This is a genomic window from Aliivibrio salmonicida LFI1238 (assembly GCF_000196495.1).
Taxonomy (GTDB): Bacteria; Pseudomonadota; Gammaproteobacteria; order Enterobacterales; family Vibrionaceae; genus Aliivibrio; species Aliivibrio salmonicida.
Genome location: NC_011312.1, coordinates 2,956,633 through 2,978,545, shown reverse-complemented (window position 1 = coordinate 2,978,545; position 21,913 = coordinate 2,956,633). Strand labels below are relative to the sequence as shown.

The 21,913-nt window shown below is 41.0% G+C and carries 18 protein-coding genes; 7 read left to right on the top strand and 11 right to left on the bottom strand.

Going from position 1 to position 21,913, the window contains the following annotated elements:
- Window positions 1-162 precede the first annotated feature (162 nt).
- From leuO to VSAL_RS14395, 3 genes are all read right to left on the bottom strand, one after another.
- Complete coding sequence (gene leuO / locus VSAL_RS14405) at window positions 163-1,137, bottom strand: transcriptional regulator LeuO (protein WP_012551192.1); 975 nt, start codon at window positions 1,135-1,137, stop codon at window positions 163-165.
- A gap of 341 nt (window positions 1,138-1,478) precedes the next feature.
- A complete protein-coding gene (locus VSAL_RS14400) occupies window positions 1,479-3,899 on the bottom strand; it encodes a bifunctional aspartate kinase/homoserine dehydrogenase II (protein WP_012551191.1) in 2,421 nt (806 codons plus the stop codon).
- On the bottom strand, window positions 3,899-5,065 hold the full coding sequence (locus tag VSAL_RS14395) for an O-succinylhomoserine (thiol)-lyase (protein ID WP_012551190.1): 1,167 nt from the start codon (window positions 5,063-5,065) through the stop codon (window positions 3,899-3,901). The genes VSAL_RS14400 and VSAL_RS14395 overlap by 1 nt, the downstream gene beginning before the upstream one ends.
- Before the next feature lie 187 nt (window positions 5,066-5,252).
- On the opposite strand from VSAL_RS14395, the gene metJ reads away from it, so the two are divergent.
- Window positions 5,253-5,573, top strand: coding sequence for a met regulon transcriptional regulator MetJ (gene metJ / locus VSAL_RS14390; protein WP_012551189.1), 321 nt, complete (start codon window positions 5,253-5,255; stop codon window positions 5,571-5,573).
- Window positions 5,574-5,913: 340 nt separating this feature from the next.
- Here the strand turns inward: metJ and VSAL_RS14385 are convergent, their stop codons facing one another.
- Both VSAL_RS14385 and rpmE read right to left on the bottom strand, forming a co-directional pair.
- Entirely contained in the window at window positions 5,914-7,161 is a 1,248-nt protein-coding gene (locus VSAL_RS14385; RefSeq protein WP_012551188.1) for a malic enzyme-like NAD(P)-binding protein, read from the bottom strand.
- Window positions 7,162-7,393: 232 nt separating this feature from the next.
- A complete protein-coding gene (gene rpmE, locus VSAL_RS14380; protein ID WP_012551187.1) occupies window positions 7,394-7,612 on the bottom strand; it encodes a 50S ribosomal protein L31 in 219 nt (72 codons plus the stop codon).
- Window positions 7,613-7,867: 255 nt separating this feature from the next.
- Between rpmE and priA the strand changes: the two genes are divergently transcribed.
- The 5 genes from priA (at window position 7,868) to hslU (ending at window position 14,077) form a co-directional block, all read left to right on the top strand.
- Window positions 7,868-10,069: a primosomal protein N' gene (gene priA / locus VSAL_RS14375; RefSeq protein ID WP_012551186.1), complete on the top strand. Its 2,202-nt coding sequence runs from the start codon at window positions 7,868-7,870 to the stop codon at window positions 10,067-10,069.
- 203 nt (window positions 10,070-10,272) lie between these two features.
- The gene (cytR, locus tag VSAL_RS14370) at window positions 10,273-11,280 is read left to right on the top strand and encodes a DNA-binding transcriptional regulator CytR (RefSeq protein ID WP_012551185.1); all 1,008 of its coding nucleotides are present in this window, start codon (window positions 10,273-10,275) and stop codon (window positions 11,278-11,280) included.
- Between the two features lie 171 nt (window positions 11,281-11,451).
- Window positions 11,452-12,021, top strand: coding sequence for an SPOR domain-containing protein (locus tag VSAL_RS14365; protein ID WP_012551184.1), 570 nt, complete (start codon window positions 11,452-11,454; stop codon window positions 12,019-12,021).
- Window positions 12,022-12,199: 178 nt separating this feature from the next.
- Window positions 12,200-12,730: an ATP-dependent protease subunit HslV gene (gene hslV / locus VSAL_RS14360; RefSeq protein ID WP_012551183.1), complete on the top strand. Its 531-nt coding sequence runs from the start codon at window positions 12,200-12,202 to the stop codon at window positions 12,728-12,730.
- 12 nt (window positions 12,731-12,742) lie between these two features.
- The gene (hslU, locus tag VSAL_RS14355) at window positions 12,743-14,077 is read left to right on the top strand and encodes an HslU--HslV peptidase ATPase subunit (protein WP_012551182.1); all 1,335 of its coding nucleotides are present in this window, start codon (window positions 12,743-12,745) and stop codon (window positions 14,075-14,077) included.
- Between the two features lie 72 nt (window positions 14,078-14,149).
- Here the strand turns inward: hslU and VSAL_RS14350 are convergent, their stop codons facing one another.
- Window positions 14,150-14,551, bottom strand: coding sequence for an OsmC family protein (locus tag VSAL_RS14350; protein WP_012551181.1), 402 nt, complete (start codon window positions 14,549-14,551; stop codon window positions 14,150-14,152).
- A 245-nt stretch (window positions 14,552-14,796) separates the two neighbouring features.
- Here VSAL_RS14350 and crp point away from each other — a divergent pair, with 245 nt between their 5' ends.
- Window positions 14,797-15,429 (top strand): cAMP-activated global transcriptional regulator CRP, encoded by a 633-nt coding sequence (crp, locus tag VSAL_RS14345; RefSeq protein WP_005421074.1) that lies wholly within the window; start codon window positions 14,797-14,799, stop codon window positions 15,427-15,429.
- Between the two features lie 84 nt (window positions 15,430-15,513).
- Here the strand turns inward: crp and VSAL_RS14340 are convergent, their stop codons facing one another.
- The 5 genes from VSAL_RS14340 to VSAL_RS14320 form a co-directional block, all read right to left on the bottom strand.
- Window positions 15,514-16,308: a DUF1338 domain-containing protein gene (locus VSAL_RS14340; protein WP_012551180.1), complete on the bottom strand. Its 795-nt coding sequence runs from the start codon at window positions 16,306-16,308 to the stop codon at window positions 15,514-15,516.
- A 12-nt stretch (window positions 16,309-16,320) separates the two neighbouring features.
- Window positions 16,321-17,778, bottom strand: a complete 1,458-nt coding sequence (gene astD, locus VSAL_RS14335; protein WP_012551179.1) for a succinylglutamate-semialdehyde dehydrogenase — start codon at window positions 17,776-17,778, stop codon at window positions 16,321-16,323.
- Window positions 17,779-17,790: 12 nt separating this feature from the next.
- Window positions 17,791-18,807 carry an arginine N-succinyltransferase gene (astA, locus tag VSAL_RS14330; protein WP_044583334.1) on the bottom strand — a complete coding sequence of 339 codons (1,017 nt, stop codon included), beginning with the start codon at window positions 18,805-18,807 and terminating at the stop codon, window positions 17,791-17,793.
- A 164-nt stretch (window positions 18,808-18,971) separates the two neighbouring features.
- On the bottom strand, window positions 18,972-20,186 hold the full coding sequence (locus VSAL_RS14325) for an aspartate aminotransferase family protein (RefSeq protein ID WP_012551177.1): 1,215 nt from the start codon (window positions 20,184-20,186) through the stop codon (window positions 18,972-18,974).
- A 187-nt stretch (window positions 20,187-20,373) separates the two neighbouring features.
- Window positions 20,374-21,861 (bottom strand): IS66-like element ISVsa2 family transposase, encoded by a 1,488-nt coding sequence (locus VSAL_RS14320; RefSeq protein ID WP_012549088.1) that lies wholly within the window; start codon window positions 21,859-21,861, stop codon window positions 20,374-20,376.
- Window positions 21,862-21,913 lie beyond the last annotated feature (52 nt).

Here is a 21,913-nt window from a genome sequence, read left to right as displayed (position 1 = left end):
TATAAAATGTAAGGAATGTTGTACGAAACTCATTTCTGATGAGCCGTATTAACAAGTTCATTATTAATAATATACATTTCATTTATATCGAATGAGATCCTACAAAAAAGGCAACATCAATGATGCTGCCTTTTATTCTTCTAATTTTAGAGTATTTCAACGCTAAAACATCATACCTTTACTTGAAGCAACGACTTCTTCGCCACAAATAAGCATCAATTGATCACGCATCCAAATATGACCTTTGTCTTTTTGGTACGAGTCATGCCAGCTTAAATAGCCACTGATCCCTTTTGATTCAATTGGCAATGGAAGAATAGCCAGTTGATCGCGGTTTGGCATTGAACTGACCAACCACTTAGGAGCAACCGTAATCAACTCTGATTGAGAAACAACATAAAGAATGTTGCTGATGCTAGCCCCTTTGTAAGCTTGCTCATAAATAGCATCTTGATATAAATGGTCTGCAAACCCTTTTGTATTTTCAATACGAGCAGGAACAGCATGTTTCTCATTTGCCAATTGCTCTTTAGTAATCATACCCTGAATTCGAGGGTGATTAACGGCAGCAACAACCACTAATTCATCAGTAAATAACTCAGTGCTCATAAAACCAGGTTCGTCAAAACGAACATAATCAATCACAAAGTCAATTTCTTGATAACGAAGCTTTTGAGCAATATCCGCTTCATGTTCACCAGACAACTTTAAACTAATATGAGGCGATTTTTGCTGAATATCTCTCATGATTCGTGGAGCAAAACGAATATCCGAAGGGCTACAAATTGAGAGCTTAAATTGTCTCATTGATGTTTCAGGAATAAACGTCGAACTTGGTAATTCATTTTTTACCAATTGCAGTGCTTGACGCATTGGTGCGAATAATTGACGAGCACGTTGCGTTGGTTGAATACCACGACCATGGCGAATAAAGAGTTCATCATTAAACATCACTTTTAGTCGTGATACCGCATTACTCACTGCCGGTTGTGACATACCTAGGTTTTGAGCTGCTCGAGTAATATTTTGCTCTTGCATTACTGCATCAAAAACAGTCAGTAGATTTAAATCTACTCCACGTAATACTTGTTCTGCTCTAACGCTATTAGATGCAGAGGAAAATTCAGACATACTCATTTAAAGGCTCTCTCTATTTTTCAGCAAATTATTAAAATAAGAAAAAGTAAGCTGCATATTATTATAGTTATACACGTTATTGACAGAACGTATGCTAGCCAACTGTTCAACATAATCACTGAATAGATTTACAAAATCCATAGCACGTAACAGATTTTAATTTTAATTTATGCTTAATCAAAGTTAACCGATTAATTTTATTTACAAATCAATCAATTAGGAAAAAACATAAAATAACCTAAATATCAATAGTTTCCGATTTTTCCTACGTTAAACGAAAAAAACCATGCAACATGGCATGGTTTAAAATATAACGAAACGTTAATAAGTATTACATTTGGTTAAAATAACGCTGAAATTTTATTCAAATCAGACTGGATTGCTCCAGCGGTAACCTCTCTTCCGGCGCCTGGCCCTCTTATCACTAAAGGGTTATCTTTATACCACTGACTTTCAATCGCAAAAATATTATCGCACGGTAATAAATTAGCCAATGCATGATGTTCAGACAGCGCTTCAATCCCAACCGTTGCACTGCCATTTTTATTCAAACGGGCAACATAACGAAGTACTTTTTGTTCTCGCTGCGCTTGTTCCAAACGTTCCGATAATGCTTCATTTAAGGCATCACCTTTTGCCAAGAAGTCATCAAGACTCACTTGCTGTAATTCGGCGGGAACCAACGATTCGACTTCGATTTGATTCGGTTCGATTTGTAACCCTGACTCTCTTGCCAAAATAACAAGCTTTCTCATTACATCGGAACCATCTAAATCATGCCTAGGATCTGGCTCTGTCAATCCTTGTTGCCATGCTAAATCGACTAACTCAGTAAAGGGAGTCTCTCCAGTATATTGTTGGAATAACCAAGAAAGAGTGCCAGAAAAGATCCCAGAGAGTGCAACAATGCTGTCTCCGCTTTCACGCAAATCTTGCACAGTATGATTAATTGGTAATCCCGCGCCAACCGTTGCATTGTATAACCAATGTCGACCGGTTTTTGCAAACGCATCAACAACCGCTTGATATTCATGACTTGGTGCTGAACCAGCGACCTTATTTGCAGAGATCAAGTGCATGCCTTGTTCTGCAATTTTAGTGTATTGACTTGCAAGCTCAGAGCTTGCCGTTACATCTAAAATAACAACGTCATCGTATCCTTGGACTGAACCGATTTTTTCAATCCATTCAAATTCTTCGTAGCTCACCGCTTCATCATCAAAATGGCTGACTACCGATGCACTATCGATACCGTCAAAATCGAACCAGTATCGATGACTGTCAACGACTCCGACTAATGAAAAAATCATGCCTCGACGTTTTTCTAAAATTCGTTTTTGCTGAGTAAACAATGTAAGCCACTGCGCACCAATATTACCGTGACCACACAAAACAAGGCCAACTCGTTTCTGAGCTTGAAATAAACTGGTATGAATCTCATTGATCAATTCATCGGTGTCTAATTTACGAAGAATAGCAACAAGACTTAACCCTGATTCCGATTCACACACAAACTCTAAAGGTCTATTTTTTAATTGATGGTAAAAACCATGGCTATGAATGGCATTAGCCGTTACACCAGCACCTACTGCTGCAACCATTGAGTACCCTTCTTTTAATTTAATTTCAGCATGCACCGCTGTATTTTGCAGCATATCTAAAGCATCACTGACGATCTCTGAAGTGTAGGCAAGTAATAAAGTAAATTTATCGGCTTGTGCTTCTAACGCAAGAGGTTGAAGTTGAGCACGAGTTAAAAGAGAAAGCACCTCGGTTTGAGCTCGTTCAAAATCTTGCCCACGGCCAAAGCCAAGTTGAATTAAGTACACATCATCCAACGAAGTAACAATTTTAGCGCCACGACCAGAGGCCAAGACACGTTCAATGCGTGTTGAACCCGATTCTGGTTGATAACTGCAACGTAGACTCAAATCTAACGCACTTTGCGCTACTGGCTGTAATGTTCTGCTATGTAAAACAGGGGCAGCTAAACGAGCCAATTCACTGGCTTCATCCAAACGAAGTAGCGGCAATAAACAAGCGTCTTCCACTTTTCTAGGATCCGCACTAAATACCCCAGCAACATCACTCCAAATCGTAACACGAGAAACTTCAGCTAATGCACCAATCATAGTTGCTGAGTAATCCGATCCATTACGCCCTAATAATACGGTTTCACCCTTTTGGTCACGGGCCATAAATCCAGTAATAACAAGACGGCCATGAGGGTGTTGTGCTATTTGTTCTTTAAATAAAGGCCATGAAAGAACACGATCAACCTCAGGCTGAGCCCCTCTTTCTGCTCTTAAAAAATGGCGAGAATCCAACGGTGCCGATTTTAATTCAATCTGGTTTAAATAAGCCGACAACAAACGAGACGACCATATTTCACCATGACCAAGCACATCGGCTTGTTGAACTTCATTTAGCGGAGCATGTAATTGACCGATTGCAATCAACTCTTTATGCAACAATGCCTGCAATACTTCCGCCTGATCTGGCTCTAACAATTCAGAAATTAACTGTTGCTGATAATGACGCAAAGACTCCAATGTATCGTGAGCCAAACGACCATCTTTAGATAAGTTATCAATCCATTCAAGAATACGGTTTGTTGTATTACCCGCGGCAGAAACAACAACAAGATCATGCTCGTTTGAATATTCTTTTAAGATGGTTGCCACACGGCGATAACACTCAGGATCAGAAAGACTGCTGCCACCAAATTTATGTAACTGACGTTGCACCAAAGACGTTGTCATTATTTCACCTCTGCAGCCACAGCAAACGCTTGTGTAAGATCTGCGATTAAATCTCTACTGTCTTCTAGGCCAACAGAAATACGTAATAACGTCGGCACCAAACCGGCAGCAGCCTGAGCTTCATCTGACATCGCTCTATGTGTCATCGTTCCCGGATGAGCAATCAGACTTTCTACTCCTCCTAACGATTCAGCTAAAGAGAAATATTTTAACGCTTTCACAAAAACTTTAAGTTGGTCTAACGAACCGTTTAATTCAAAACTCAGCATTGCACCAAAACCCGCTTGCTGACGCTTTGCTATTTCATGCCCTGGGTGCTCAGGTAGACTAGGGTGATAGATCGTTCCCACTAACTCTTGCTGTTGTAAGCATTTTAATACTTCCATCGCATTTTCTTCATGCACTCGCATACGAGCACTAAGAGTACGAATTCCTCGCAGGGTTAAATAGCTATCAAATGCAGTACCTGTTGCACCAATGCAGTTCCCCCACCATGCCAATTCATCGGCATGTTCTTTCGTTTTAGATATGATCACACCACCAACAACGTCTGAATGCCCATTAATGTATTTTGTTGTGGAATGAAGAACGAAATCAGCCCCAAGAGTCAGTGGCTGCTGTAATACAGGAGAAAGGAACGTGTTATCAACCGCAACTAATGCACCGACTTCTGCCGCTTTTTTACAAATTTCGGCAATATCGACTACGCGAACTAATGGATTGGAAGGCGTTTCTAATAAGATCAGTTTTGGCTTTTTAGCAAGCGCTTCATCTAAAGCGGCGGCATTAGACTGATCCACAAACAACGTTTGAAAATCACCTTTATTTGCTCTGGTGTTAAAGAGTCGATAAGTGCCGCCATAGCAGTCATGAGGGGCAACAATTAAATCATCAGGACCAAGCAAGGCTGATACCATTAAATTAAGAGCCGCAGTGCCACAGTTCGTCACCACCGCCCCCGCACCACACTCTAAATCAGACAATGTTGTTTCTAATTGAGTTCGGGTTGGATTCCCTGAGCGAGCGTAATCGTACGTTGGAACATCTCCAAATTCTGGAAAGCTATAATTAGTCGATAAATAGATAGGAGGCACAACCGCATTGTGTTGTGAATCGGTTTCAATGCCAGTACGAACAGCAATAGTTGCAGGTTTTCTCTCGCTCATTATTTCCCTTCCAAACTGCTATGCAGTGGTATAATCTAATCCATAAGTTATATTCTTCTACTTTACCATCACAAAATGAGACGTCAATACTTCTAGACGTCTATATATCTTTGCTTATAGACGTAAATATCGCTAGAATTAGCTCATCGCATTTTAAACAACAATAATATTAGAACGAAGGTGAGCAATGGCTGATTGGAATGGTGACTATTTAAGTCCTTATGCCGAGCATGGTAAAAAAAGTGAACAGGTAAAAAAAATTACCGTGTCAATTCCAACGAAGGTACTACAAATCCTTACGGATGAACGTACTCGTCGTCAAGTAAGTAATCTTCGCCACGCCACAAACAGCGAATTGTTATGTGAAGCGTTTCTTCATGCTTATACTGGCCAACCATTGCCAACAGATGAAGATTTACGTAAAGATCGTCCTGATGATATTCCAACAGAAGCAAAAGCGTTAATGACCGCAATGGGCATTGAATTCGAAGCATTCGACGAAGAATAAAAGTGATTAACTCCTAGCTAATGATAACAATCATTAGCTAGATCACATTTTCGATTATTTCCTACTTTCTTTATCCCCTCTGTTTTTCTGCTCATTTCAATTTTACATTACCTCTCTGCCTCATACTTACCCTATCCAATTGGCCATGTTCAAGTTCTAAAAGCGCATGATAATTTACTCTATCGGCTGTATTACAATAGTGCTAAACAACAACGAATACATTAGTGGTATTCAAGTTAACGTTTGGTGGTAAACCCATAATTTAATTCCCTCTAATAAAAAGGCTTCCTCATCAATGACGTAGGAAGCCTTTTTACTTTAATTAATATATAAAAGCAGTTTACGCTTCCATGTATCCTTCTGGCATTTCAATACGAGCGACACCTGAATCAACCGCGGCTTGTGCTACCGCTTTTGCAACTCGAGGAAGTAAACGAGGATCCATCGGTTTAGGAATGATGTAACCTTTGCCAAACTCTAAAGAATCAACACCCGCCGCTTTTAATACTTCGACAGGCACAGGTTCTTTCGTTAATTGACGAATTGCTTCAACCGCAGCCAATTTCATTTCATCATTAATCACGCTTGCACGAACATCGAGTGCACCACGGAAGATAAATGGGAAACAAAGTACGTTATTTACTTGGTTAGGATAATCAGAACGACCAGTACCCATAATTAAATCATTACGAACTTCATGAGCCAATTCTGGTTTGATCTCAGGATCTGGATTTGAACAAGCAAATACAACGGGCTTATCAGCCATTAATTTAAGCGCTTCAGGTGGCAATAGGTTAGGACCCGATACCCCTAAGAATAAATCAGCGCCTTCAATAACATCTTCAAGCGTACGTTTATCTGTGTTGTTCGCAAAACGTTGTTTATATTCATTAATGTCATCACGACGAGTGTGAATTACGCCTTTACGATCAAGCATGTAGATCTTCTCGCGCATCGCGCCACATTTAATCAGCATTTCCATGCAGGCAACCGCCGCGGCACCCGCACCTAAACAAACAATGATCGCGTCTTCTAACTTCTTACCTTGAAGCTCGATAGCATTCAACATGCCCGCTGCCGTTACAATTGCAGTACCGTGCTGATCATCGTGGAATACAGGAATATCACAACGTTCAATTAAACGACGTTCAATTTCAAAACAATCAGGGGCTTTGATGTCTTCTAAATTAATACCACCAAAAGTATCTGCAATGTTCGCCACTGTATCTACAAATTCATCAATAGTGCGATGTTTCACTTCGATATCAATCGAATCTAGACCGGCAAATCGTTTGAAAAGTAATGATTTGCCTTCCATTACAGGTTTTGAAGCCAGAGGACCTAAATTACCTAAGCCTAAAATAGCCGTACCATTTGAAATAACCGCAACCATATTGCCTTTAGACGTGTATTTATAAACATCGTCTGGGTTTTTCGCGATTTCACGTACTGGTTCAGCTACTCCTGGGCTATAAGCCAAAGCAAGGTCTTCTACCGTATCGGCGGGTTTAGTCAGTGCTATTTCAATTTTACCCGGCGTTGGGTAAGCGTGATAATGGAGAGCTTGTTCGCGAAAATCTTCAGACATGGGGTTTTCCTGAATGCTAATAAATATAAGAGAATTGTTTCAAAATAGTAAACTATATAATAGTTGATCTAGCTCAAACTTCATAGTCTTCGCTTACAGATCGTACCAACAAAAATGTCGGGTTAATTAATGATTTTATGACTTAATTTCAAATAAGAAAGTGACTTTACTCTGAATTTTAGACATAAAAAAAGGAGTCCTAATGGACTCCTTTCTTATCGGAAATTGGTAATTATTTTTTAGAACCAATTGCACCGAAACGTTTGTTGAAGCGATCAACACGGCCGCCAGTATCTACGATACGTTGCTTACCAGTGTAGAACGGGTGACATTCGCCACATACGTCTAGGTGGATTGTGTCTTTGCCTAGCGCTGATTTGAATTCAAATTCGTTGCCGCAAGAACAAGTAGCTTTAACAGCTTTGTATTCTGGGTGGATACCTACTTTCATGGGAAAACCTTATAATTTAGGCCGTGTCGCCATCCGAATCTAAGCCGGACACCACACGTCGTGTAACAAAAATAATAAGCATAAATAAATTACACCTACTTAAGGTCGCGTATAATAATGAATCGCGGCCAATCAATCAACTAATCTGTTACTTTTTCCACCGATTATTTTACTCCTTTGCGATATTTTTATCTAAGAGTAGACTATTCATCCTATTCATCCTATTCATCCTATTATTCCTGATTAATGTTGGCTATGTCCTATTCAATTGCACACGTTTCACTGCCCGTTCCTCTTGACCGCACCTTTGATTACTTAATTAAAGCCGGACAACACCCTGTCATTGGGGGCCGTGTAAAAGTGCCTTTTGGTCGTCAGCGCCTTATCGGTATAGTCACAAAATTAAGCAATGACTCTGAATTTGCTCGTGAGAAATTAAAAGGATTAGACTCCGTACTCGATAGCACTTCTCTCTGGCCTCCTCACCTTTATAAGCTTCTTAATTGGAGCAGCACTTATTATCAATACCCATTAGGGGAAACCTTAGCGAATGCGATGCCATCGTGGCTACGTAAAGGCAGAGAAGCCAGTTTTGCTGCACTAAAAGCGTGGCAAATTACTGAGCTAGGAAAAAATCAAGATCTCAACAAACTGACTCGAGCACCGAAACAAGCCAAGGCCCTTAACCTTGTTCGTCACCAACAATGCAGTCACGAACAAATGCTTGAAGAAGACATTACGGCTGCAACCTTAAAAGCCGTCGTGGATAAAGGATGGATAGAAGAAATCTCTCTTGCTCCAAAACCAACTTATTGGCAACGTAATGTCGAAATAACACAAGAAAAGCCACAGTTAAATGAAGAGCAAGCTATTGCTATTGCCACGGTTAATGCAAACCCTGAATTTGGTTGTTACTTATTAGATGGCGTTACGGGATCGGGTAAAACGGAAGTGTATCTCCAGTTATTAGAGCCTATTTTACACGCAGGCCGACAAGCACTTATTCTTGTTCCTGAAATAGGATTAACCCCACAAACCATTAATCGCTTTAAGCGTCGTTTTAATGTGCCTGTCGACATGATCCATTCTGCACTTAATGATACCGAACGTTTAAATGCATGGTTAGCAGCACGAGATAACCATGCCGGCATCATTATAGGCACTCGCTCAGCACTTTTTACCCCATTTAATGATCTCGGTATCATCATTGTCGATGAAGAACACGATGCCTCTTATAAACAGCAAGACAGCATGAGATATCACGCCCGAGATCTGGCAGTAATGCGAGCAAATTTAGACAATATTCCGATTGTGCTAGGCTCAGCAACGCCAGCTCTAGAGACGTTACATAATGCTAAGGTCGGTAAATACCACCATCTCACATTAACCAAACGCGCGGGTACTGCAATCCCAGCTCGACATGGTGTGTTAGATGTCAAAGGCTTGTATCTAAACAGTGGATTATCTGCACCTTTAATTGCTCAAATGAGAAAACATTTATCTGAAGGCAATCAGGTGATGTTATTTTTGAATCGCCGAGGATTCTCCCCAGCCCTAATGTGTCACGAATGTGGCTGGATGGCCGAATGTAAACGCTGTGATGCTTATTATACGTTCCACCAACACAGTAATGAAATTCGCTGCCACCACTGTGGTTCACAGCAGCCAATAATGCATCAATGCCAAGGCTGTGGATCCACTCAGCTTATTTCTGTAGGGGTTGGTACCGAACAGCTCGAAACTCAACTAATGACCCTCTTTCCTGAATACAAAACCGTTCGTATCGATCGAGACAGTACTCGCAGAAAAGGCAGCTTAGAAAACTATCTAGACGCAATTAAAAACAACGAATACCAAATCCTTATTGGCACTCAAATGCTAGCAAAAGGGCACCATTTTCCTAACGTAACCCTTGTCGGTTTAATTGATGTAGATAGTTCATTGTTTAGTAGTGATTTTCGAGCTCCTGAACGTTTAGCTCAGTTGTTTATCCAAGTCGCTGGACGCGCAGGGCGAGCAAGTAAACCAGGGGAAGTGATCTTACAAACTCACCACCCTGAACACTCTCTTTTACAAAGCCTTCTACGTCATGGTTATGGTCACTTTGCTGAACATGCGTTAAATGAGCGCAAATTCGCTCAGCTCCCTCCTTATACGCATTTATCTCTCTTTAGAGCAGAGTCCAATAACAATGACAATGTCGAGCAATTCTTACGACAAGTCCGTGATATTTTAGAAAGTAACCCTCAATATCATGACGCCACACCAGTGCTAGGGCCTATTCCGGCACCTTTAGCACGTCGAGCCGGAAAATACCGTTGGCAACTGCTCTTTCAAGCGCCAAATCGTACCGTAATGCAATCAATGTTACGTGGTGCAAAAACCGCGATTGAGCTATTACCATTAGCTAAAAAAGTACGTTGGACTTTAGACATTGAGCCACAAGACCTTAGTTAATCACGCTTTTTTAATTTCAAAACTAAGACTTACTCAGGAAATACCCTCTCATGTGAGGGACATCACAATATAGATGTAACTTTTGTTAAATGCGCCGTATTTAAATCTTTATTTTACACATAAAATATCTTCTCAATAAACAAAGCAATCGTTTACTTTACGTATGTTGTTTAACTTTATATAAATAGTTGGGAGAGGTCTTTATGGCGACAATGAAGGATGTTGCTTTGTCTGCGGGAGTATCAACAGCAACCGTATCACGGGCATTAATGACACCAGAGAAGGTATCATTAAGCACTCGAAAAAGAGTGGAGGACGCCGTTCTGGAGACGGGTTACTCTCCAACAACATTGACGCGAACCTTGCGTCGTAACGAATCAAAAACCATCGTAACCATTGTGCCTGATATCTGTGATCCCTATTTCAGTGATATCCTACGTGGTATTGAAGATGCAGCCGTAGAGAATGGCTACATCATTTTGGTTGGCGACAGTAGCCAACAAAAGAAACGTGAACAAACTTTTGTCAATTTAGTCTATACCAAACAAGTTGACGGTATGGTTCTCCTCGGTTCAGATCTTCCATTTAGCGTCAGTCGTCAAGAACAAAAGAATTTACCCCCATTAGTGATGGCGTGTGAATACGCTCCAGAACTCGAATTACCTACCGTTCACATTGATAACCTAACCGCGGCTTATGAAGCGGTGAATTACCTAACAAAACTGGGTCATAAGCGCGTCGCTGAAATTTCAGGTCCTGAAGATTCAGCATTATGCCAATTTAGGCATCAAGGTTACCAACAAGCATTACGCCGCGCAGGAATAACAATGAACACCACTTATGTTCATTATTCTGATTTTTCTTTTCAGGCTGGCGCTAAAGCAATCACAAGCTTACTCTCATTATCATCACCGCCAACGGCTATTTTTTGTCATAACGATATAATGGCGATTGGTGCGATTCAAAAAGCAAAGCAAATGGGATTTCGAGTTCCACAAGACATTTCAATCATGGGCTTTGATGACATTGAATTTTCACAGTACTGCGATCCGCCACTCACCACCATATCTCAGCCTAGATATGAGATAGGACGCCAATCGATGTTAATGCTTTTAGATTTATTAAAAGGTCATGATGTGCGTTCAGGCTCTCGACTTTTAGAGTCATCTTTAGTGGTAAGAGAAAGTACGGCTCCCCCTAAAAACACCTAATTGAGCCTTTTATTCATAACTTAATTAAGCACACTTTAGTAAAGTCATTATTAAGAACAATAATTTTGTCCAAATAGTGACTTTTTGCGTACTTTTTTACACTAAGACTGGTATGAGTTCTCACAACTGATTACCATTGTAAATATCAGTGACTGCATTTAAGTAAAGACCGTGGCTAATAAAGATTATGTGAAACGTGGACGCTCTCCTCAGAAAGCGCCAAAAAAAACCGCCAAGAAAAAAGGCGTAAAAAAACCAGTATCTAGTGGCTCAACGCCATGGAAAGCTGTTGCTGTTGCAGGATTACTTGTCGCCGTATTTGGTTATGCATTGTACTTTCTAAACGATGCGCCAGAACCAAAAACAAAACCTGAAATAGTAGAAGCTGTTGCTCCTAAGCCAAAAGACTCAACAAGCAATATTCCACCGCTACCAAAAGAACAGTGGAGCTACATGGATGAGCTTCCAAATAAAGAAATCGCCGTTGAGCAAAAAGACCTAAAAGTCTCAGAAATTCCATACATAATGCAATGTGGTGCTTATAAAAATCGTTCTCAAGCAGAAGAGCGAAAAATGAATATTGCTTTCCAAGGGTTAACGTCGACGGTTCGACACTCAGAAGGAAGCAGTTGGTTTAAAGTGGTGCTTGGACCTTATAAATTCAAGCGTGACGCAGAAAAAGATCGTCATAAATTGCAACGTGCAAAAATAGAACCTTGTGCAATTTGGAAAGATCAATAACCGTCATTTAAAAAAGTAGACAACACATCACATATTTAAAAAGGAGTACCTAAGGTGCTCCTTTTTCTATTCAAGCAACTTGAAAACCGCAATCCCTCCCCCCATTACATAAGTAATAATCATGAAGAAGACAGTTATTGAATAAAGTAACTACTTCATCGAATAAGAGGTTTTACTCGTGACTACAATTGTTTCTGTTCGCCGTGAAGGCAAAGTCGTTATTGCTGGTGATGGCCAAGCATCTCAAGGCGATATGATCGCTAAAGGCAACGTAAAAAAAGTTCGTCGTTTATATAACGATTCTGTACTCGTTGGATTCGCAGGCAGCACCGCAGATGCCTTCATTTTGTTCGACCTATGTGAACGAAAATTAGAAATGCACCAAGGTAATTTAACGAAAGCCGCCGTTGAACTAGCAAAAGATTGGCGTAGTGATCGTAATTTACGTCGTCTTGAAGCCATGCTAATTGTTGCCGATGACACTACCTCACTGATCATCAGTGGTACTGGTGACTTAATCAATGCAGATAATGACCTCCTCACTATTGGTTCTGGTGGTTATTTTGCTCGTTCTGCGGCAACCGCATTATTAGAAAATACAGATTTAGATGCATACGATATTGCAGTGAAAGCACTGACTATCGCTGGTGATACTGATGTATACACCAATCATAACCATACCGTTGAAGTTCTTGATACCAACAAATAGTAAGGAATACCCATGTCTGAAATGACTCCTCGTGAAATTGTACACGAATTAGATAGCCATATTATTGGTCAAGATAAAGCAAAACGATCAGTCGCCATTGCATTACGTAACCGCTGGCGTCGAATGCAACTTCAACCAGAATTACGCGCAGAAGTAACGCCTAAAAACATTTTAATGATCGGACCTACAGGTGTCGGTAAAACAGAGATTGCTCGTCGTTTAGCAAAACTAGCCAATGCACCGTTCATTAAAGTAGAAGCGACTAAATTCACAGAAGTCGGTTATGTAGGCAAAGAAGTCGACAGCATCATTCGTGATTTAACCGATGTCGCGATCAAAATGACACATCAACAGGCGGTAGAAAAAGTAAAATTCCGCGCTGAAGAGCAAGCTGAAGATCGTATCCTTGATATTTTATTACCACCCGCTCGCGATGCATGGGGTAAGAATGAAGAAGGTGATAATGACTCTGGCACTCGTCAATCTTTCCGTAAGAAATTGCGTGAAGGCAAATTAGACGATAAAGAGATTGATGTTGATGTTGCTGCACCTCAAGTGGGTGTCGAAATCATGGCTCCTCCAGGCATGGAAGAAATGACGAACCAACTTCAGGGCATGTTTCAGAACCTATCTGGTGGCGAAACAACGAAAAAGCGCAAGATGAAAATCAAAGATGCGCTTAAAGCCCTTGCTGAAGAAGAAGGCGCTAAATTAGTCAACCCTGAAGAGCTAAAAGAACAAGCCATATTTAACGTAGAAAATCACGGCATCGTCTTTATTGATGAGATCGATAAAATCTGCAAAGGATCAAATTCTCAATCTGGTGATGTATCTCGCGAAGGCGTTCAACGTGACCTTCTTCCATTAGTGGAAGGCAGCACAGTAAGCACGAAACACGGCATGGTTAGAACTGATCACATGCTATTCATCACATCAGGTGCATTCCAAATGGCGAAACCATCCGATTTGATCCCTGAATTACAAGGTCGCTTACCGATCCGTGTTGAGCTAGAAGCGCTAACGGCAAATGACTTTAAGCGTATTTTAACCGAGCCAAATGCCTCACTAACTGAGCAATACATCGCTCTATTAGCGACTGAAAATGTCAATATCGAATTTACTGAAGATGGTATTAGTCGTATTGCAGAGTCTGCATTTAGAGTTAATGAAACGACAGAGAACATCGGTGCTCGTCGTTTGCACACCGTAATGGAACGTCTAATGGAAGAGATTTCTTATGATGCTTCAGAGAAAGGCGGTGACAGCTTAACGGTAGATGACGCTTATGTAACCTCTCGTTTAGGTGAATTAATTGAAAATGAAGACTTAAGTCGCTTCATTTTGTAATCATTCCCCCTTTTAAAAAAGGCCCTGTTCAACACTGAACGGGGCCTTTTTACATTAATTTTTCAAATGTAATTACGCAATGATTTCCCAGCTGTGAGTCATTTCAATACCCGAGCCAAGCATTAAACACACTGAACAATATTTCTGTAAAGAATCTGCCGTCACTCTTTCCACGATCGTAGGATCAAGCTTATCCCCTGTTACCTCAAAATGAATATTTACGTGAGTAAATAATTTTGGTGCCACATCTCGACGAGCACTTGATAGCTTAGCGACACAACCAGTGACCGCTTGATTGGCTGATTTCAAGCCATCAATCACATCAACAGAGCTACATCCCCCCGCCGCCATTAATACCAATTCCATCGGGCTTGGTGCTTTTTCTCCACCATTACCATCCATAACAACAGAGTGACCAGATTGTGATTGACCTAAGAAAGTAAATCCATCAATCCATTTAACTTCAGCATTCATAAAAGCCTCTTTACAACATAAAAGGAAAACTCGTGATCCATTTCACGAAATTGTGCCCTTGGTCGCACTATTCATACGATCAAAGTCAAGAAATCGATTGCGAAACAGGGTATTATTTTATCAATTATCTCAACGAACATGCAGCCTTGTTCCGATAACCATATTCTATAGGCCAAACTGATATTTGGCTCAGTTATTTTAAAATGGACATCGCCTACTTGGCAAACGCAGAGGAAGTATAAAGTATGGTTCTAGGTAAACCTCAGACAGATCCAACATTAGAGTGGTTCTTATCTCATTGTCACATTCATAAGTACCCATCAAAAAGTACTTTGATTCACGCGGGTGAAAAAGCTGAGACTCTTTACTACATCGTAAAAGGTTCTGTTGCTGTACTGATTAAAGATGAAGAAGGAAAGGAAATGATCCTTTCTTACCTTAACCAAGGTGACTTCATTGGTGAACTTGGTTTGTTTGAAGAAGGCCAAGAACGTTCAGCATGGGTTCGTGCAAAAAGTCCTTGTGAAGTTGCTGAAATTTCATTCAAGAAATTCCGTCAACTTATTCAAGTAAACCCAGACATTCTGATGCGTCTTTCTGCTCAAATGGCAACTCGTCTACAAATCACTAGCCAAAAAGTGGGTGATTTAGCATTCCTAGACGTAACAGGCCGTATCGCTCAGACTCTACTGAATCTAGCTAAACAACCAGATGCAATGACTCACCCAGATGGCATGCAAATTAAGATCACTCGTCAAGAGATCGGGCAAATTGTAGGTTGTTCACGTGAAACTGTTGGTCGTATCTTGAAGATGCTTGAAGAGCAAAACTTGATTTCAGCACACGGTAAAACAATTGTAGTTTACGGCACTCGTTAATTTAACGGTAACCATAAACAAATAAAAACGCAGCCCATAAGCTGCGTTTTTTTATGAGTAGACTTTACGACCTAAAGACTTAGGTTACCCATCGGTACTTTCAAAAATCTTATCCGCAGAAGCCTCAACAAACCCTTGATATAATTCCCCTGTAGGTAAGGCATAACGTTTGGCAAACTCATAAAAACCACCCGGAATGTCAAATTCACCCTCAGTAAAGTTTACGGTTACTTTATCAGCCATCGTTGAGGACTGCTCTAAATGAACCTCAGGAGATCCTTTTACTTCTCCACCAACTTCATTAATAGAAAAACCCGCTTTTCGAAGATGTTGATTTACATCCACCACGCTATCAAAACCATCCAACTGATTAACATACACAGTAAAATGATTTGCCCCATAACCATGAGCCGCCAACCAAGAAGCGTATTCACTTTCTTTTGCTAACGTTTCGTACTCTTCATAACTTAATGACCAAGGTCGGCCAGAAGACAAAAAGTCATTACTAACAAAATAGTGGGCAGGCACTTGTTTAACTAATTTATGAATAATATCTTGAGCCTGAACAGAAAGTTCCTCAACTAATAATTCACTAATAAACACTTTAGGCGCTTTTGGATCTGGGTGTTCGAAATGTTGAGCTTTTAATTTTTTAGCAACAAACTCATATTCATCACACGCTTTATAGCCCATCGCTAAAAATGGCGCCGCTAACGTAGATAAACCCACTTTAGATAGATTAAACGTTCTTAATGCGATGTGATCATTAATAATCTCGTCACCGCCAGACAGTAATTGTCGAACCTTCCCAGCAGAAGGAGATAGCCGAACGACATAATCTTGCCATAGTGCCGAAAATAAAGAATTCACATTATTCATACTCGTTACCTCTTAAAGAGTTAGTCCTGGAGATAATTGTGCAGGAATTTCACACGCATCACCTTCCATCGATGCCATTGGATAAGCACAATAATCTGCCGCATAATACGCACTCGGCTTCATATTACCCGATGCACCTGGGCCACCAAATGGCGCATCACCACTCGCACCTGTCAATTGACGGTTGCGATTAACGATACCTGCACGAATGTGTTCTACAAAGTATTCCCACTCACTGTCATCCGTCGATACTAGACCCGCAGATAAACCATAGCGAGTGTCATTAGCAAGCTCTACCGCTTCTTCTAATGTCTCGTAACGCACGACTTGTAGCAATGGTCCAAAGTATTCTTCATCGGGTAATTCAGCAACGTTAGTAGCATCGATAATCCCCGGAGAAACAAAGGCGTGACCTAGGCTTTTAGCTTCAAGTAGAGACTCCCCACCTAAATCTTGTAAATTCTTCTGAGCGTTGAGAATAAACTCTGCTGCTGCGATTGAGATTTGTGGTCCCATAAATGGCGTATTCTCGGCAAAAGGTTGATCAACCACGATGGTTTTTGCCACTTCAACAAGACGAACTAATAACTCATCTCCCGCCTTACCTATAGGAACATACAAACGACGGGCACAAGTACAACGCTGGCCTGCACTAATAAATGCCGACTGAATAATCGTATAAACTGCGGCCTCTTGCTCACCAAAGGACTTGGAAATAACCATTGGATTATTGCCACCCATTTCTAGAGCGAGCATTTTCCCGGTATCACCAGAAAATTGACGATGCAGGATATGCCCCGTATTGGCACTGCCAGTAAACAGCAAACCATCAATACCTTTGGCACTCGCTAACGCTTCACCAGTTTCACGAGCGCCTTGCACCAAATTAATCACCCCATTTGGCAAACCCGCTTGTTGCCATAACTTCATAATGACTTCACTGGTCCACGGCGTTTGCTCTGATGGTTTTAATACCACCGTGTTACCCGCAAGCAATGCAGGAACGATATGGCCATTAGGGAGGTGACCAGGGAAGTTGTACGGTCCAAAGACCGCCATTACACCTAATGGGCGATGTCTGAGTACTATTTTATTTCCCGCCGCTTCACGCTCTTTATGGGGCGTTCTTTCATGATACGCACGTATAGAGATAGCAATTTTACCTACCATCGCGCCCGCTTCTGTTTTTGTTTCCCAAAAAGGCTTTCCAGTCTCTTTAGAAATGACTTCAGCAATCTTATCCGTGTTCTCTTTCACTAACGCTGCAAAACGCTCAATAATCACTTGGCGCGCTTCGAAAGGCTGCTTTTTCCACTCAATAAAGGCATGTCGTGCCGCACTAACCGCAGACTCAACTTGATCTTTGGTTGCGCTTTCTCCCTGCCATACAACGTTGCTGTTGTATGGGCTTAATGATTGTATTGTTTCACCGTGGCCAGAAACCCAATCCCCTGCAATCCAATGTGTCATATCCTTTGTCCTCTATTGAGCCAGTAAACGTACGTAATCATCAACATCAACTTGTAATGCATCTGCCGCATCTCTAGTTAAATGAACGGTATCAGTGGCTTTGTCATAAGCAGCTGTTGTTGCCGTTGCTCTAAAGTTTTCAAACGATGTATTTGAAATTAAATACTGTTGAGAGCTGTTATGTTCTGTAATGATAACTTTGGCTTTAAATGAATTTCGCACCGATTCAATGCTGCGTAAATCGCACTCTACTGTTGGGCCCGCGTCAAAAATATCCACATAACCACGACAACGAAACCCTTCATTCTCTAACAGTTTTAAAGCTGGTTTAGTACTGTCATGCACCTTGCCAATAACCTCTTGAGCTTCCTTACTTAATAAGCTGACATAGATAGGTAATTTAGGCATTAAATCCGCAATAAACCCTTTATAGCCAATTCCAGTTAAATAATCGGCTTCTGTAAAATCGATAGAAAAGAAATGCTTTTGTAACCATTTCCAGAATGGTGATTGCCCCTCTTCATCTGACACACCACGCATCTCTGCAAAAATAGTGTCTGAGAAACGGTGCGGGTGTTCTGCCATCATTAAAAATCGGGCTTTTGACATCAAGCGACCATTGAGGCCTTCACGAAATTCCGGACGTAGAAATAGAGTACAAATCTCAGTGCTTCCCGTGTAATTACTGCCGAACGTCAGCACTTTTACCACATTGTTTACGTTTAATTTACGAGAGAAATGAACCACTTTACTGATGTGATAATTATAAAATGGTGAATCGAGTCCGACTGCCGCTTCTATCCCTGTGGTTCCGGTCACTTCACCGGTAACCGTGTCTTCGCCAACCATAAGGTAGCCTTCAGTCCCAGGGGAAAGCGCTTCTTTTTCAAAACTTTCTGTGGAATGATCAATACGATTTCTAAGCTGCTCTTCATTAACGGGTAATGACGTAAAACCATGTCCAGATTCTACGGCACACTGATGAAGTGCAGGATAATCTGCCTGAGTAATAGGGCGAATAACAAGCATCAATAATCCCTCCGATGCGATGTATAAAGATCATGCTAATTCCAATAAATAAAACCACGAGACTATTCATTGGAGTGAGCACTATACTGTAGAAATAAAAGTAAGATCGAACTGAGAAGAGTGACCCAAATTAATGGGTCACTGACATAATTAAGAGATGGCGATTATTTAGTTAATGATGCTAATGCGTTATCTAAACGCTCGAAACCTAACTCAACATCTTCTTTTGTGATAACTAGCGATGGCGTAAAACGAACAACATTAACACCGGCAACTAAGACCATTAAGCCTTGTTCACCAGCGGCAACTAACACGTCACGAGCTCGCCCTTGCCATGCTTCATTTAATGCCGCACCAAGCAATAACCCTTTACCACGTATCTCGGCAAACATATCGTATTTGGCATTCAACGCTTCTAAGCCGTCACGAAACCATTGTTCACGCTCTTTCACGCCAGCCAATACTTCTGGCTTGCTCACTTCGTTTACAACGGCTTCTGCCACTGCACAAGCTAATGGATTACCACCATAAGTTGACCCATGTGTACCCACTTTTAAATGTTGAGCAAGCTCGGTTGTGGTAAGCATCGCGCCAATAGGAAAGCCACCACCGAGTGATTTAGCTGTACTCAGAATGTCAGGCGTAACCCCTAAGCCTTGGTATGCATAAAAGTCACCAGTACGGCCGTTTCCGGTTTGAACTTCATCAAAAATAAGCAGTGCGTTGTATTTGTCACATAGCGCTCTGACGCCCTCAACAAATTCAGCCGTTGGTGAAATTAACCCACCTTCACCTTGCAGTGGTTCCATCATGATCGCACAGGTTTTTTCTGACATGTGCGCTTCAAGTTCGGCAAGGTTATTGTATTCAAGATGAGAGATATCACCCGGCTTAGGTCCAAAACCATCAGAATAAGCTTCTTGCCCACCGACCGTTACGGTAAAGAAAGTACGCCCATGAAAGCCTTGCTTAAATGCAATGATTTCACTTTTTTCTGCACCATGAACATCAACCGCCCAGCGACGAGCCAATTTCAATGCGGCTTCATTTGCTTCTGCGCCAGAGTTAGCAAAAAAAACTTTTTCAGCAAAAGAAACTTCGGTTAATTTTTTAGCCAGACGAATTGCAGGTTCATTCGTTAACACGTTACTTAAGTGCCACAGTTTTTGTGACTGCTCTTGCAGTGCATTAACCATAATTGGATGGCAGTGGCCAAGACAACTAACTGCAATCCCTCCAGCAAAATCAACGTATTCTTTTCCCGCTTGATCCCACACTCGTGCACCTTGACCTTTCACTGGAATAATTTCCATCGGGTTATAACAAGGTACCATTACATCATTAAAGTCTTTACGTTCTACTTGTGAATTGGTCGTCATCACACTTTCCTTCTGCGTATGCCGTTTTTCAGCATAGTATTTACAAACCATTACCTTTTCAATAGTACAAAATTCTTTTTTTGAACTAAAAAAGTTTCACCTTCTGTAATTAAATGACTGCTCAGTCATTATTTCAGAATAGTTATAAAATCAAGCTATAGGAGGTTTGTTGTAAGCGTGCGGGGAACTACACCTTGTCTTTTACATTCCAAGGTAAAAGTGAATCGATATCTGGCGATCCAACACATAAACGATCTAGACAATACCTAATATAATCGTAAGGGATTAATCCGTTTGCCTTTGCTGTTTCTACAATGCTGTAAAGCATTGCACTTGAATCTGCACCAGCCGTTGAACCCGAAAATAACCAGTTTTTCCGGCCGATAACAAACGGTTTAACCGCTCGCTCTGCTCGATTGTTATCAATAGATAACAATCCATCATCAATATAACGAACTAATTTATCCCATTGATTTAATGTATAGCTAATCGCCTCACCTAATTTTGTTTTAGGTGATACTCGACTAACTGCGCTATCAAGCCAATCACGGAGCTCTTTAAGTAAATCGCGGGCTTCTGTCTGCCTAGCAACATACTTGGCTTCAGGGGAAGCCTCTTTTAATAACGATTCGATCCGGTATAGCTTTTGGATTTTACTCAATACCCAATCTGCACTCCCTGTTTTCCCTTTTACTTGAACACGTTGAGCCTCAATAAATCGTCGACGTGCGTGTGCCCAACAGCCAACTAACATCGCTTCAGTTTGTTCATAACCTTGGTAACCATCGGTATGTAAATACCCGTTATAACCTTTTAAAAAGTTAACTGGATGGTAGCCATGCCTGCTAGATTGATAATCATAAAGTACAATTCCAGGCAAAACACCAGAGCCTGGAGAATCATAGCCAGAGCAGTAGACCCACATATAACATTTTGCTTTTTCAACATCCAACACATTTACCGTTGTTTCATCACAATGCAGAGTGGGTTGTTCAAGCAAAATACGATGTAACTCGTTATTAAGAGGGGTAAATAGTACCGAGCATTTTATTAACCAATCCGCCATCGTTCGCCGTCCAATAATGATACCCCATTGCTGAAATAACGTTTCTTGACGATAAAGTGGAAGACTGTATTGAAATTTAGCCGTAATAATTTGAGCAAGTAAACTTGCGGTCGCAATCCCTTTAGGGATTGGTGACGCTGGCATTGGGGCTTGTTTAATGTCTACTGAAGTATTGTTTTTTTCACAATTTCGGCAAGCATATTTAGGACGAACATGTTGAATAACTTCCACTTTAGCTGGTACAAATTCCAACTTTTCACTGATGTCTTTACCCATCGCATGCATCTCTAGACCGCAACACTTACAAGTTTTATCTTTTATGTCGTGGATAATAACAGTACGCGGTAAGTCTTCAGGTAAGCGTTGGCGTTTTGGCTTTTGACGAGTGTAGGTAATCGTTTGTGTGTCATCATTTTCAATGATGATTTCTTCTTCTGTTTCATTGAATAAATCAAATTGAGTCGAGTCAGATTCACTGCTTTTACCAAAGCGCTGATGTTGAGCCAGCCGAAATTGCTCTAGAAGACGGTTATATTTATTTTCAAGCTGAAGCACAAGTGCTTTCAGCTCGTCAATGGTATCAGGAAGTGGTTTTATTTTATCAGTCATGTAGATGACTATATAACGATAATACAGGTAATCAATCGGTTGCCTCCTATTC

What these genes read in the sequence shown, in the direction of transcription:
- hslU (WP_012551182.1), top strand. Translation starts at nt 12,743, where the DNA reads ATGTCTGAAATGACTCCTCGTGAAATTGTACACGAATTAGATAGCCAT.
- VSAL_RS14320 (WP_012549088.1), bottom strand. Translation starts at nt 21,861, where the DNA reads ATGACTGATAAAATAAAACCACTTCCTGATACCATTGACGAGCTGAAA.
- astD (WP_012551179.1), bottom strand. Translation starts at nt 17,778, where the DNA reads ATGACACATTGGATTGCAGGGGATTGGGTTTCTGGCCACGGTGAAACA.
- rpmE (WP_012551187.1), bottom strand. Translation starts at nt 7,612, where the DNA reads ATGAAAGTAGGTATCCACCCAGAATACAAAGCTGTTAAAGCTACTTGT.
- metJ (WP_012551189.1), top strand. Translation starts at nt 5,253, where the DNA reads ATGGCTGATTGGAATGGTGACTATTTAAGTCCTTATGCCGAGCATGGT.
- VSAL_RS14385 (WP_012551188.1), bottom strand. Translation starts at nt 7,161, where the DNA reads ATGTCTGAAGATTTTCGCGAACAAGCTCTCCATTATCACGCTTACCCA.
- VSAL_RS14350 (WP_012551181.1), bottom strand. Translation starts at nt 14,551, where the DNA reads ATGAATGCTGAAGTTAAATGGATTGATGGATTTACTTTCTTAGGTCAA.
- VSAL_RS14340 (WP_012551180.1), bottom strand. Translation starts at nt 16,308, where the DNA reads ATGAATAATGTGAATTCTTTATTTTCGGCACTATGGCAAGATTATGTC.
- VSAL_RS14325 (WP_012551177.1), bottom strand. Translation starts at nt 20,186, where the DNA reads ATGACGACCAATTCACAAGTAGAACGTAAAGACTTTAATGATGTAATG.
- leuO (WP_012551192.1), bottom strand. Translation starts at nt 1,137, where the DNA reads ATGAGTATGTCTGAATTTTCCTCTGCATCTAATAGCGTTAGAGCAGAA.
- astA (WP_044583334.1), bottom strand. Translation starts at nt 18,807, where the DNA reads ATGCTTGTTATTCGCCCTATTACTCAGGCAGATTATCCTGCACTTCAT.
- VSAL_RS14395 (WP_012551190.1), bottom strand. Translation starts at nt 5,065, where the DNA reads ATGAGCGAGAGAAAACCTGCAACTATTGCTGTTCGTACTGGCATTGAA.
- cytR (WP_012551185.1), top strand. Translation starts at nt 10,273, where the DNA reads ATGGCGACAATGAAGGATGTTGCTTTGTCTGCGGGAGTATCAACAGCA.
- crp (WP_005421074.1), top strand. Translation starts at nt 14,797, where the DNA reads ATGGTTCTAGGTAAACCTCAGACAGATCCAACATTAGAGTGGTTCTTA.
- VSAL_RS14400 (WP_012551191.1), bottom strand. Translation starts at nt 3,899, where the DNA reads ATGACAACGTCTTTGGTGCAACGTCAGTTACATAAATTTGGTGGCAGC.
- priA (WP_012551186.1), top strand. Translation starts at nt 7,868, where the DNA reads ATGTCCTATTCAATTGCACACGTTTCACTGCCCGTTCCTCTTGACCGC.